The organism is Siccibacter colletis (genome assembly GCF_025914095.1).
Taxonomy (GTDB): Bacteria; Pseudomonadota; Gammaproteobacteria; order Enterobacterales; family Enterobacteriaceae; genus Siccibacter; species Siccibacter colletis.
On the sequence record NZ_CP074352.1, the window covers coordinates 4,055,004 to 4,066,839 of the forward strand.

The 11,836-nt window shown below is 57.1% G+C and carries 13 protein-coding genes; 3 read left to right on the forward strand and 10 right to left on the reverse strand.

Features of this window, described 5'->3' with window-relative positions; genetic code table 11:
- The first annotated feature begins 39 nt into the window (after window positions 1–39).
- Both pstB and phoU read left to right on the forward strand, forming a co-directional pair.
- Window positions 40–813 (forward strand): phosphate ABC transporter ATP-binding protein PstB, encoded by a 774-nt coding sequence (gene pstB / locus KFZ77_RS19370; protein WP_031522274.1) that lies wholly within the window; start codon window positions 40–42, stop codon window positions 811–813.
- A 69-nt stretch (window positions 814–882) separates the two neighbouring features.
- Window positions 883–1,608: a phosphate signaling complex protein PhoU gene (gene phoU, locus KFZ77_RS19375; RefSeq protein ID WP_024549252.1), complete on the forward strand. Its 726-nt coding sequence runs from the start codon at window positions 883–885 to the stop codon at window positions 1,606–1,608.
- 103 nt (window positions 1,609–1,711) lie between these two features.
- Here phoU and yieH read toward each other — a convergent pair whose 3' ends face one another.
- A complete protein-coding gene (gene yieH / locus KFZ77_RS19380) occupies window positions 1,712–2,377 on the reverse strand; it encodes a 6-phosphogluconate phosphatase (RefSeq protein WP_264385098.1) in 666 nt (221 codons plus the stop codon).
- A 167-nt stretch (window positions 2,378–2,544) separates the two neighbouring features.
- Here yieH and KFZ77_RS19385 point away from each other — a divergent pair, with 167 nt between their 5' ends.
- Window positions 2,545–3,879, forward strand: a complete 1,335-nt coding sequence (locus KFZ77_RS19385) for an NCS2 family permease (protein ID WP_264385099.1) — start codon at window positions 2,545–2,547, stop codon at window positions 3,877–3,879.
- Between the two features lie 72 nt (window positions 3,880–3,951).
- On the opposite strand, the gene KFZ77_RS19390 is transcribed toward KFZ77_RS19385, so the two are convergent.
- From KFZ77_RS19390 to rpmH, 9 genes are all read right to left on the reverse strand, one after another.
- Window positions 3,952–5,100: a DUF1624 domain-containing protein gene (locus KFZ77_RS19390; protein ID WP_264385100.1), complete on the reverse strand. Its 1,149-nt coding sequence runs from the start codon at window positions 5,098–5,100 to the stop codon at window positions 3,952–3,954.
- A 115-nt stretch (window positions 5,101–5,215) separates the two neighbouring features.
- Entirely contained in the window at window positions 5,216–5,782 is a 567-nt protein-coding gene (locus KFZ77_RS19395; protein WP_264385101.1) for an NADPH-dependent FMN reductase, read from the reverse strand.
- A gap of 30 nt (window positions 5,783–5,812) precedes the next feature.
- Window positions 5,813–6,559, reverse strand: a complete 747-nt coding sequence (locus tag KFZ77_RS19400; protein ID WP_264385102.1) for a 4'-phosphopantetheinyl transferase family protein — start codon at window positions 6,557–6,559, stop codon at window positions 5,813–5,815.
- Window positions 6,560–6,746: 187 nt separating this feature from the next.
- A complete protein-coding gene (locus KFZ77_RS19405) occupies window positions 6,747–7,427 on the reverse strand; it encodes a hypothetical protein (RefSeq protein WP_264385103.1) in 681 nt (226 codons plus the stop codon).
- Window positions 7,428–7,476: 49 nt separating this feature from the next.
- Window positions 7,477–8,841, reverse strand: a complete 1,365-nt coding sequence (mnmE, locus tag KFZ77_RS19410; protein WP_264385104.1) for a tRNA uridine-5-carboxymethylaminomethyl(34) synthesis GTPase MnmE — start codon at window positions 8,839–8,841, stop codon at window positions 7,477–7,479.
- A 94-nt stretch (window positions 8,842–8,935) separates the two neighbouring features.
- Entirely contained in the window at window positions 8,936–10,579 is a 1,644-nt protein-coding gene (gene yidC / locus KFZ77_RS19415; RefSeq protein ID WP_031522259.1) for a membrane protein insertase YidC, read from the reverse strand.
- Window positions 10,580–10,581: 2 nt separating this feature from the next.
- On the reverse strand, window positions 10,582–10,839 hold the full coding sequence (gene yidD / locus KFZ77_RS19420) for a membrane protein insertion efficiency factor YidD (RefSeq protein WP_072002019.1): 258 nt from the start codon (window positions 10,837–10,839) through the stop codon (window positions 10,582–10,584).
- Window positions 10,803–11,162 (reverse strand): ribonuclease P protein component, encoded by a 360-nt coding sequence (gene rnpA / locus KFZ77_RS19425; protein WP_072002018.1) that lies wholly within the window; start codon window positions 11,160–11,162, stop codon window positions 10,803–10,805. Before rnpA ends, yidD begins: the two co-directional genes overlap by 37 nt.
- Window positions 11,163–11,179: 17 nt before the next feature.
- The gene (rpmH, locus tag KFZ77_RS19430; RefSeq protein WP_003849659.1) at window positions 11,180–11,320 is read right to left on the reverse strand and encodes a 50S ribosomal protein L34; all 141 of its coding nucleotides are present in this window, start codon (window positions 11,318–11,320) and stop codon (window positions 11,180–11,182) included.
- Window positions 11,321–11,836 lie beyond the last annotated feature (516 nt).

Sequence of the window (11,836 nt, forward strand, 5' to 3'; positions counted from 1 at the left end):
CGGCGCTGCACAGGCTGCGTCGGATGAGGAAAGATTGAGATGAGTATTGTTGATACCCCAGCGGACAAAATTCAGGTTCGCGATCTGAACTTCTACTACGGCAAATTCCACGCCCTGAAGAACATCAGTCTGGATATCGCAAAGAATCAGGTGACGGCGTTTATCGGGCCATCGGGCTGCGGTAAATCCACCCTGCTGCGTACCTTTAACAAAATGTATTCGCTTTACCCGGAGCAGCGCGCCGAAGGTGAAATCCTGCTGGACGGTGAGAACATCCTCACCCACAGCCAGGACATCGCGCTGCTGCGCGCCAAAGTGGGCATGGTGTTCCAGAAGCCGACGCCGTTCCCGATGTCTATCTATGACAACATCGCCTTTGGCGTGCGCCTGTTCGAGAAGCTTTCCCGTGCCGATATGGACGAGCGCGTGCAGTGGGCGTTGACCAAAGCCGCATTATGGAATGAAACCAAAGATAAGCTGCACCAGAGCGGGTATTCTCTCTCCGGTGGTCAGCAGCAACGTCTTTGCATCGCCCGCGGTATCGCGATTCGCCCGGAAGTGCTGCTTCTTGATGAACCCTGCTCGGCGCTGGATCCGATCTCTACCGGGCGCATCGAAGAGCTGATCACCGAGCTGAAGCAGGATTACACCGTAGTTATCGTTACCCACAACATGCAGCAGGCTGCGCGTTGTTCTGATAACACCGCGTTTATGTATCTCGGCGAGCTTATCGAGTTCAGCAATACCGACGAACTCTTTACCCGTCCGAAGAAGAAGCAAACTGAAGATTACATTACTGGCCGCTACGGTTGATCGGCTCTGATGCTACTGCCTGTCGCCACGCTGTGACAGGCACCACGCGTCCGGGCAACGGGAGGAATCATGGATAACCTGAATCTGAATAAACATATCTCCGGCCAGTTCAACGCTGAGCTGGAGCACATCCGCACCCAGGTGATGACCATGGGCGGGCTGGTGGAGCAGCAGCTGTCTGACGCCATCACGGCGATGCACAATCAGGACAGCGAGCTGGCGAAGCGCGTCATCGACGGTGACCAGAAGGTCAACATGATGGAAGTGGCGATCGATGAAGCCTGCGTGCGCATCATTGCCAAACGTCAGCCGACCGCGAGCGACCTGCGTCTGGTGATGGCGATCATCAAAACTATCGCCGAGCTGGAGCGTATCGGTGATGTGGCAGACAAAATCTGCCGCACCGCGCTGGAGAAATTCTCCCAGCAGCATCAGCCGCTGCTGGTGAGCCTGGAGTCGCTGGGCCGCCACACCGTGCAGATGCTGCACGACGTGCTCGACGCCTTTGCACGTATGGATCTGGATGAAGCCATCCGCATCTACCGCGAAGACAAGAAGGTGGACCAGGAGTACGAAGGCATCGTGCGTCAGCTGATGACCTACATGATGGAAGACTCGCGCACCATCCCCAGCGTATTAACCGCGCTGTTCTGCGCACGCTCTATTGAGCGTATCGGCGACCGCTGCCAGAACATCTGCGAATACATCTTCTACTTCGTGAAGGGGCAGGATTTCCGTCACGTTGGCGGCGACGAGCTGGACAAGCTGCTGGCGGGCAAAGATCCGAAAGAGTAAGCATCGCGCTCGCGCCACAATAAACCTCTCCTACAGGAGAGGTTTTTTTTGCCTGTGATGCAGTGCTGCAGGGCGAGTAAGCTTGCGCACCCGCCGGGCAACATTAGCGGGTGATATTCCATCCGCGCGCGCGCCACAGCTCAGGCAACTGGCTCAGGTCGGTAAACGGCGTCACATTCGGGTGATCGAGTGGCGGATTGTGCGCATCGGCGCAGAAGTAAAACACCTGCATTCCCGCCGCGATGCCGGATTGCGCTCCGGCCACCGAATCATCCACCAGAATGCACTTCGTTACGTCCACGCGCATCGCATCTGCCGCGTGGTGCATCAGGGCCGGATCGGGCTTCCAGCGCTGGATATCGTAGCCGCTGTAGAGTTTGTCAGGGAAATGCCCAAGCATGCCGGTTTTACCCAGCGAGTGCTGCATTTTGCTGACCGGGCCGTTGGAGACGATGCACATCGGTATCGTTACGCGATCGAGCAGCGCCGCAGCGCCGGGGATCTCCACCAGCTCGCTGTCGAACAGCCGTGCGACCTCGGCGCGATAGACGGGTTCCAGCTCTGCTTTTTGCAGGTTAACGCCATGTTCATTATTGATGGTATCGATGATCTCGTAGAGTTTTATCCCTTTGAAGCGTTTGAACACTTCCTCAAGATCGAGCGTGATGCCGGCGCGGGCAAACATATGCACATACGCGCGGGAGCAGATCACTTCGCTGTCTACCAGCGTGCCATCGCAATCAAAAAATAGTGCATCAATGCTGGACATGTTTTTTCCTGATATCGAAAGTTTAACGTTTACGCAGCCGGTTTTGGCCCGCGCAATCGATGCCGTATAAGCAAAATCAATGAAAAAAAGTCTGTGACAGACAGCACTATTGTCGCATTTTGGTATAGGATAGCGACCAATTTCCCTCCTGATTTCGGAACCAACCAATGAGCCAACAACCCACTGCCCAGGCTTCAAAGGGGCTGCTCGAACGCGTGTTTAAATTACGCGCCCACGGCACTACCGCGCGTACGGAAGTGATCGCCGGGTTCACCACCTTCCTGACGATGGTGTACATCGTGTTCGTTAACCCGCAGATTCTGGGTGCAGCGGGCATGGATACCAGCGCGGTATTTGTCACCACCTGCCTTATCGCCGCGGGCGGCAGCATCCTGATGGGGCTGTTTGCTAACCTGCCGGTAGCGCTGGCACCGGCAATGGGCCTGAACGCCTTCTTCGCGTTTGTGGTGGTCGGTGCGATGGGCCTGCCGTGGCAGATTGGGATGGGTGCTATTTTCTGGGGCGCGGTAGGCTTACTACTGCTCACCATTTTCCAGGTGCGCTACTGGATGATTGCCAATATTCCGCTCAGCCTGCGCGTCGGCATCACCAGCGGTATTGGTCTGTTTATCGGCATGATGGGCCTGAAAAACGCCGGCGTTATCGTCGCGAACCCGGATACGCTGGTAACCATCGGCAACCTGACCTCTCACAGCGTGCTGCTGGGCGTGCTGGGCTTCTTCATTATTGCGATTCTGGCGTCGCGTAACATTCATGCTGCGGTTCTGGTTTCTATCGTGGTGACCACGCTGCTGGCCTGGCTGCTGGGCGATGTGCAGTTCCAGGGCGTCGTCTCCGCGCCGCCGAGCGTGATGTCGGTGGTGGGACACGTCGATCTGGCTGGCTCTTTCAATCTGGGTCTGGCGGGCGTGATCTTCTCCTTCATGCTGGTAAACCTGTTCGACTCCTCCGGCACGCTGATTGGCGTCACCGATAAAGCCGGCCTGGCTGATGAGAAAGGGAAATTCCCGCGTATGAAGCAGGCGCTGTTTGTCGACAGCGTCTCGTCAGTCGCCGGCTCGTTTATCGGGACGTCTTCCGTAACCGCTTATATCGAAAGCTCCTCCGGCGTCTCCGTCGGTGGCCGTACCGGTCTGACCGCCATTGTCGTCGGCCTGCTGTTCCTGCTGGTGATCTTCCTGTCACCGCTGGCGGGCATGGTACCGCCGTACGCGGCCGCAGGCGCGCTGATCTACGTCGGCGTGCTGATGACCTCAAGCCTGGCGCGCGTGAAGTGGGATGACTTAACCGAAGCGGTGCCGGCGTTTATCACTGCCGTCATGATGCCGTTCAGCTTCTCCATCACCGAAGGGATCGCGCTGGGCTTTATCTCGTACTGCGTGATGAAGATCGGCACCGGCCGTCTGCGCGAACTCAGTCCGTGCGTGGTGGTGGTTGCCCTGCTGTTCATCCTGAAAATCGTGTTTATCGACGCGCATTAATCAGGCATAAAAAAGGGCAGCCTGCGCTGCCCGTCATATCGAAGAAGCCAGTCTGCCGACTGGCTTTTTTTATCAGAAGTATTTAAGCCAGGTGATATCGCGGCGGCGCGCTTTGAACGCGGCAAAGCGGCGCACCGGCACCACCAGCGCAGCAGCAAGGGCGATGGTGCCCAGCCACACCTGCCACACGGTGTCGAAGCCGAAGAATTCGCCGTGGTTCAGTCCCCAGATAGCCACCGCCATCAGATACAGCGCCTTCAGCACGTAGAGATGCAGCAGATAGAAGAACATCGGTGCCGCACCAAACAGGCCAATCCATACCAGCAGCTGTTTATCCTGGAAGCGCTCAAACAGCGCCAGCAGCAGCAGGCCGAGGCTGAGGGTCAGCAGCAGGAACATCAGCGACGGCGGGTATTTAGTGATGTTGAAGAAGCTCATCACCGTCTGCACGCTGTTTTCACCGCTCACCCACGGCTTTTCGCCGTAGCCGTTAATCAGACGCAGCACCACAAACGCCGCCAGCGCGGCAACGCCGGTCATGGCCAGCAAGCGCTGACGCTGGTGGGTTGTTATCTCCGCGCGATAGAAGCGCCCGGCGAGGAAGCCCAGCGAAATAACGCCGATCCACGGCAGCACCGGATAGGAGGTGCGCACGCGCATCGCATCACCCAGTTCAATCCAGCCGCGGTCGTGCAGAATCGCCCAGGGAATGGCCCAGAAAGAGCCCGGCGCGGCATGAATGCCGTCCAGCAGGTTATGCCCGGCGATAATCACTACCGCTAACGGCAGCAGAACGCCCGCTGGCAGCCAAATCAGTGCGCTCAGCGCCACCATGCTCAGGCCAATCGCCCAGATCACCTGCAGATAGACCACCGACGGCGGAAACTGGAAGGTCCAGGCGAAGTTAACCAGCGTGATTTCCAGCAGGATCAGCACGAGACCGCGTTTGAACAGAAACTCTGCGGTCTTCTTCAGCGATGAGGTTTTCTGCCAGTAAAGTGCCGCCGAGAGGCCGGTCAGGAAGACGAAAACCGGTGCGCACAGGTGCGCCAGCGTGCGGCCAATAAACAGCGCCGGTTCGGTGGTGGTGACGTCCATCGGATCGCCCACCTGACGATGCAGAAAGAACGTTTCACGCACGTGGTCGAGCAGCATCAGCAGCATCACCAGACCACGCAGCGCATCAATAGCAACGAGACGACGCGATAAAACCCCAGACATAACAAAACTATCCTGATAAAAATAAAGTGTGATGTTATAACAAATCACAATTCATTCAGGAAATAAATTTACACATCTTACGAGAATAAAAAAGCCTCCTGCAGGAGGCCCGGATTCAGGCTTTTACGCGCTGAATATATTTACTGAAGGCCGTCAGCTGGCCGGAGAGGTGATCGAGCGTGCTTTGGTCCACGACCTCGCCGGTCTGCGGGTCAACCTTATTCTGGATCACGCCGCCCATAAACTCTGGCTTGTTCATCACCATTGCATCGAGGAACACCAGGATCTGACGCAGGTGATACTGGCAGCGCGCGCCGCCAATAGCCCCCATTGAGCTGGTCTGGATCAGGACCGGCTTACCCGCCAGCGGCTGTTCCGGCAGACGTGAGAGCCAGTCGATAGCATTTTTCAGGCCGCCAGGCACCGAGTAGTTATATTCCGGGGTGATGATCACTACGCCATCCGCCGCGCGGATCTGTTCGGCGATGGCCTCCACCGACGCGGGAAAACCCTCTTCCTGCTGAATGTCGGCATCGTAAATGGGGATGTCGCGGATCGACGGCAGGGCGGAAACGGTCATGCCTTCCGGCGCGATTTTTGGCAGCGTATTAGCGACCATTGCGTTGAACGAGCCTTTGCGCAGGCTTCCCAGTAACGTCACAACTTTCATGCTTTCGGCCATAGAAAACGTCCTGATGTTGTCAGTTAAAAATCAGTTCGCGATCGGCGTTTTTTCCAGCGGTAGACTGGTGAAACGCATCACGCGCGTCTCGGCAGACGGGCGCTGCTTCAACACTTCGCTAAGGTTGCTCCAGCCTTTATGCGCGTCGAACTCCCAGAGTTTGACGTGCTCAATGGCCGGAGTCACGGCTATCGCCCAGATAAGTATATCTTCGGCATCGCTCAGCGCTTCGATTTCAGGCTCGCCGGCCATGCGCAGACGGCCAGAGCCGGGCAACAGCTGCAGCGGCTGGCTCTCATCATGACAGCGCCCGCACAGCTTCAGCACGCTCTGACGTAAGGTGACCAGCTGCGCCCCGGCTTCGTGCGGATCGTTCTGATTGTTAATCCAGATGGTTTCGTTGCTGGTGAAGTGGTGATTGCGGTGGGATTGTGGATGGTGGAATCCACGGGTGGCGTGCTGCAACTCCATATCCAGACCGCAGCGTCCTTCGGTGGTGATCGCGACACCCACCATATTTCCGGCATAGGCGAGAGAAAAATCGGCCAGCGAAGGATCGCTAAAGCTGGGACGCCCGTTGCTGGCGACCACGATCTCCGGCAGCTCGTGCACGCCGTACAGCATAAACATCAGCTCGGCCAGCAGCGAGCGGGACGCCAGAAAGCGTGCGCGGCGATGCTCCGGCATCTGTTGCGCCTGTTGCAGGCTAGCGGCAGAGAGCCGGGTGGAATCGAGGTGCCCGCCGTTAATAATCCCTCGTGCAAAATGCGTTGCCATTTGTCGCTCCGTGATAATGGTCGGTGAATGACTGGGTCAGATGATGCTGTGAAACCATGATTGCCGATGATGCTGCAATCCCTGCTTTCTTTTAATGCGGAATCTCCGCGAAGGGAAGACCCAAGGGTCAGCTTTACAAAAGGGTATTATATATATTCTTTAATTATAAAATGCGAACAAAAATTGATCATGCAATGCGCTGCATCACCGTCCAGTTATAGTTGGCCATGACCAGCCTGACGGGCGCGCTAACGCTACCGAATTCACGATGCTGATGGCGGATAAAGTAGCTGCGAAGCGGTCCAGGAAGACGCTGCGCCCGATAGCGTAACAGCGTGCTGTGCCAGAAAGGTGCCGGTAGCGATGTCGATGCATGCCGCGCCAGCAGGCCCGGTGCCAGGGGCGTTTTCAGCAATGCATCGGCAAACGCGCTGCGCTGGCGCAGGCTGTGCGGGTCCGGAATGCCCGCCAGCAGCAGCTGTGACGGAAGCGCCACCAGCCGCAGGCGGGAAATGGTCAGCGGCTGAGCGGTACAGTATTCCTGCCACAGACGCTTCAACAGATCGAGGTGTTCGGGAAGCTCCCCGGGACGGTAGTGCGGCAGCATGATGGGCAGGAAGGTGAAATGCAGGCCGTTGACCGGCATCGCGTCGGCCAGCGCATCGCCGTCACTCATCGCGTTAATCTCTGACAGCAGCGTCGCCAGCGCCTCGCCCGGTGCCGGAAGAATACCTGTGACCGGTGCGAGAGTGTCGGTATCGTAGTAGTGACCGGTCATCGCCTCGCCGCTGCCCGGCTGTGCCTGCCACGCTGCCAGCGTCTGGCGTGAGGTTTGCGTATAGAGGGCATCCAGCGCCTCGGGCGTCATCGCAGTCCTCCTGATGCTCCGCCACGCTGGCGGAGCGGTTCGTGAGTGATTACTTACCTATACAGAAGCTGGAGAAGATGCGGCCCAGCAGATCGTCGGAGGTAAATTCCCCGGTGATCTCACTCAGGCTCTGCTGCGCCAGGCGCAGCTCTTCGGCCAGCAGTTCGCCGGCCCAGGCACCCAGCAGCTGTGCCTTACCCTGTTCGAGATGCGCCGCAGCCTGCTCCAGCGCCTGCAGGTGACGACGGCGGGCCAGGAAGCCGCCTTCCATATTGGTATCAAAGCCCATACTGCTTTTGAGATGGTTACGCAGCACGTCCACGCCCTCACCGGTACGCGCCGACAGGCGAATCAGTGAGTGACCATTCACTTCGCTGAGGCCCAGCGTTTCGCCGGTGACGTCCGCTTTGTTACGCACCACGGTTATCGGCAGCTTCGCTGGCAGTCGAGCGATAAAGTCCGGCCAGATGTCAGCCGGGTCAACGGCGCTGGTGGTGGTTCCGTCTACCATAAACAGTACGCGGTCCGCCTGTTCGATCTCGTTCCACGCGCGTTCGATGCCGATACGCTCCACTTCATCGCTGGCTTCACGCAGACCGGCGGTGTCGATGATATGCAGCGGCATACCGTCGATATGAATATGCTCGCGCAATACGTCGCGGGTGGTGCCGGCAATATCGGTAACGATCGCTGCCTCGCGGCCCGCCAGCGCATTCAGCAGGCTTGATTTGCCGGCGTTTGGACGCCCGGCAATTACCACCTTCATGCCCTCGCGCAGCAGACTGCCCTGTCGCGCTTCGGCGCGTACCGCATCGAGATCGCCCATTACGGCATTAAGCTGCGCTTCAATTTTGCCGTCTGACAGAAAGTCGATCTCCTCGTCCGGAAAGTCGATAGCCGCTTCGACGTAGATGCGCAGGTGAGTAAGTGCTTCCACAAGGTGGTTTACTCGCGCGGAAAACGCTCCCTGCAACGAGTTAAGCGCCGAGCGGGCCGCCTGCTCAGAACTGGCATCGATCAGGTCGGCGATGGCTTCTGCCTGAGCCAGATCGAGCTTATCGTTAAGAAACGCGCGCTCGGAGAACTCACCGGGGCGAGCGATACGCACGCCGGGCAGCGCCAGAATGCGTTTAAGCAGCAGGTCGAGGATCATCGGGCCGCCATGACCCTGCAGCTCCAGCACGTCTTCGCCGGTGAAGGAGTTCGGGCCGGGGAACCACAGCGCAATACCCTGATCCAGCGCCGTGCCGTCGGCGTCCTTAAACGGCAGGTAGTCGGCATGGCGCGGTTTCGGCAGCTTGCCGAGCACGGCCTGGGCTACCTCGCGGGCTTTGAGGCCAGAAATACGCAGGATACCCACGCCGCCACGTCCCGGAGGAGTAGCCTGAGCGATGATGGTGTCGTTGTGGTTCATGATTATCTCTTCGGGTTAGGCGCGAAATACAGGGCGACAAAAACAAACAAGGCGGTCAAATGACCGCCTTGTTTCAGCTTAAAGAATCAAGCTATCAGGAGCTTTTCTTCTCGCGGCTATGCAGTCCACGTTTTTCCAGACCGCGGTAGATCAGCTGCTGCTGAAGGATGGTCACCAGGTTGCTGACGATATAGTACAGCACCAGACCGGACGGGAACCACAGGAAGAAGACCGTGAAGATGACCGGCATAAAGGTCATGATCTTCTGCTGCATCGGGTCGGTCACGGTGGTCGGTGACATCTTCTGGATGAAGAACATGGTCACGCCCATCAGGATCGGCAGGATGTAGTATGGGTCCTGCGCGGACAGGTCGTGGATCCACAGGGCGAACGGCGCATGGCGCAGCTCAACTGAGCCCATCAGCATGTAGTACAGCGCAAGGAAGATCGGCATCTGAATCAGCAGCGGGAAGCAACCACCCAGCGGGTTCACTTTCTCTGCTTTATAGAGCGCCATCATCTCCTGGCTCATACGTTGCTTGTCATCACCCAGACGCTCGCGCATGGCCTGAATCTTCGGCTGCAGCAGACGCATCTTCGCCATCGAGGTGTACTGCGCTTTCGTCAGCGGGTACATCACACCACGTACGATGAAGGTGATAGCGATAATCGCGAAGCCCCAGTTGCCCAGGAAGCCGTGGATCCATTTCAGCAGCTTGAACAGCGGCTGAGAGATGAACCACAACCAGCCGTAATCAACGGTCAGGTCAAGGTGCGGTGCAACCTGCGCCATTTTGTCCTGGATTTCCGGGCCGACCCACAGGGTGCTGTTCAGCGCGCCTGTCTGGCCTGGCTGTACCAGTACCGGTGCAGATTTGTAGCCAACCGCCGCAATGCCGTTACCCAGATTTGCGGTATAGAAATTGTTGGTGCCCGCAGTGCGTGGAACCCATGCGGTAGCGAAATACTGCTGAAGCATCGCCACCCAGCCGTTGCTGGCGTTGACGTTCAGGTTTTCGTTATCAGCAATGGTGTCGAATTTATATTTCTCATACTTCTCGTCCGGCGTGGAGTACGCCGCGCCGCGGAAGGTATGCAGCGCAAAGTTGCTGCTGCCGGTATCGCGGTGAGAAGGCAGATTGATGGACTGCTTGAGCTGACCGAAGCTTGCCACTTCCAGCGGTTTCGCGCCGGCGTTGTTCACGCTGTAGCTTACGTCCACCGCATATTCACCGCGTTTCAGGGTGAAGGTTTTGGTGAAGGTATTGCCCGCCGCATCGGTGAAGGTCATCGGGATCGCCAGTTCGTTCTGGCCATCAGCGATAACGAACGCGTCTTTATCAACGTTGTAGAGCGGACGCGGACCATTTGCCGGATTATCCGGGCCGTCACGACCGGTCAGGCCGCTTTGCGCCTGATACAGGAACTCTGGCGTCGTTTCCAGCAGCTGGAACGGCTCAGAAGAACCCAGCTCTTTCGGGTAGGCAGTTAACAGTGCCTGCTCGATGTCACCACCACGGGTGTTGATGGTAAGGGAGAGGACATCCGTTTTAACCGTAATGAGTTTTCCCTGGCCACTGGCCGGTACGCCCTGGTCGGCGGCGCTACCCGCTGCGGTGGTCGTAGTCTGCGTGGTCTGCTGCGTCTGAGGAGGATTTTTATCCTGCTCCCAGGCTTGCCAGATCATGAAAGACACGAACAACAAAGCGATGACAAGAAGATTGCGTTGCGAATCCATCGTTAGTGTTCTCTGGTATCGTAAGGTCCTGGCGGGACGGGGTCGTCTCCACCCGGGTGTAAAGGGTGGCATTTTAATACGCGTTTCACTGTCAACCAACTGCCTTTTATCACTCCAAACCTGCGTAACGCCTCAATTCCGTAGTGCGAACAGGTTGGGGTAAAACGGCAATGCGGCCCGAGAAGCGGACTAATCAGGCGTTGATAGACCCTGATCAGGCCTATCAGGACTCGCGAGCCTGGCGACAATGGCGGCGCCATAGTTTTTCCAGTGCTTCCATTAACGCGCGGTTATCGAGGTCTGCAACCCCCTTCTTCGCCACCACCACGAAATCCATAGGCGGAAGTTCATGCTGACGTAAACGGAAGCTCTCACGCGTCAGACGTTTAATCCGATTGCGTTCGTGCGCGCGCTTGACGTTTTTCTTGGCGACGGTAAGACCGATACGGGGATGCCCCAGCGAATTAAGGCGGCCGAGGATGGTGATTTGCGGCGTGCCAGCCCGTTGCGGCTGCTGGAAGACGAAAGTGAAATGATGGGGAGTTAACAAACGTAACTCCCTGGGAAATGCGAGCTTAACCACGCAGGGGTTAGCTTTTATTACTTAGAAACGGTCAGACGAGAGCGGCCTTTAGCACGACGACGTGCCAGAACCTGACGACCATTTTTGGTTGCCATACGAGCACGGAAGCCGTGTGAACGGTTGCGCTTCAGTACGGACGGTTGAAAAGTGCGTTTCATGGCGATTTCTACCTAAACTTGAAAAATTTCACTGACTTGTGCGTTTGTCCGAACGGCTAAGCGAAAGACCGACGCCTCAGTGTGGATGATTAAAGAGGCCGGATTGTAATAATTGTACACTCCGGAGTCAATTCACTTTCCTTATCTCTCCTGCTTTTACCCCCGAAAAACGGGCGAAAATTCAGCGAAACCGGAAGGCCATTCATACGGCAAAACGCGCCGGGTGGAGAATTATACGGGCTTCGGTTTAAAGCGCAAGGATCGCGCCGGATCTTCGTGCGATCCTTTCACCCAAAATGGTTCATCGATCGGAAAATTTGGCAATATAAGGCAGGAATCATGCCGCACAGAACAAATGATCGATTACACTTACCACTTCTCGATCCGCCCTGTGGATAAATCGGGAAGAAACTGTGAGAAACAGAAGATCTCTGGCTCGCTTTACGTTATGATCCCCGGCCCTGATCGTTGCCGGAACCAGGCAGCATCAGACAAACCGCCTATAAAATAGCGGTA

Coding starts and splice junctions, on each gene's coding strand:
- yieH (WP_264385098.1), bottom strand. CDS start 2,377: ATGTCCAGCATTGATGCACTATTTTTTGATTGCGATGGCACGCTGGTA.
- phoU (WP_024549252.1), top strand. CDS start 883: ATGGATAACCTGAATCTGAATAAACATATCTCCGGCCAGTTCAACGCT.
- KFZ77_RS19395 (WP_264385101.1), bottom strand. CDS start 5,782: ATGGCCGAAAGCATGAAAGTTGTGACGTTACTGGGAAGCCTGCGCAAA.
- KFZ77_RS19405 (WP_264385103.1), bottom strand. CDS start 7,427: ATGACGCCCGAGGCGCTGGATGCCCTCTATACGCAAACCTCACGCCAG.
- yidD (WP_072002019.1), bottom strand. CDS start 10,839: ATGGCGCCGCCATTGTCGCCAGGCTCGCGAGTCCTGATAGGCCTGATC.
- KFZ77_RS19400 (WP_264385102.1), bottom strand. CDS start 6,559: ATGGCAACGCATTTTGCACGAGGGATTATTAACGGCGGGCACCTCGAT.
- KFZ77_RS19385 (WP_264385099.1), top strand. CDS start 2,545: ATGAGCCAACAACCCACTGCCCAGGCTTCAAAGGGGCTGCTCGAACGC.
- yidC (WP_031522259.1), bottom strand. CDS start 10,579: ATGGATTCGCAACGCAATCTTCTTGTCATCGCTTTGTTGTTCGTGTCT.
- KFZ77_RS19390 (WP_264385100.1), bottom strand. CDS start 5,100: ATGTCTGGGGTTTTATCGCGTCGTCTCGTTGCTATTGATGCGCTGCGT.
- mnmE (WP_264385104.1), bottom strand. CDS start 8,841: ATGAACCACAACGACACCATCATCGCTCAGGCTACTCCTCCGGGACGT.
- rpmH (WP_003849659.1), bottom strand. CDS start 11,320: ATGAAACGCACTTTTCAACCGTCCGTACTGAAGCGCAACCGTTCACAC.
- pstB (WP_031522274.1), top strand. CDS start 40: ATGAGTATTGTTGATACCCCAGCGGACAAAATTCAGGTTCGCGATCTG.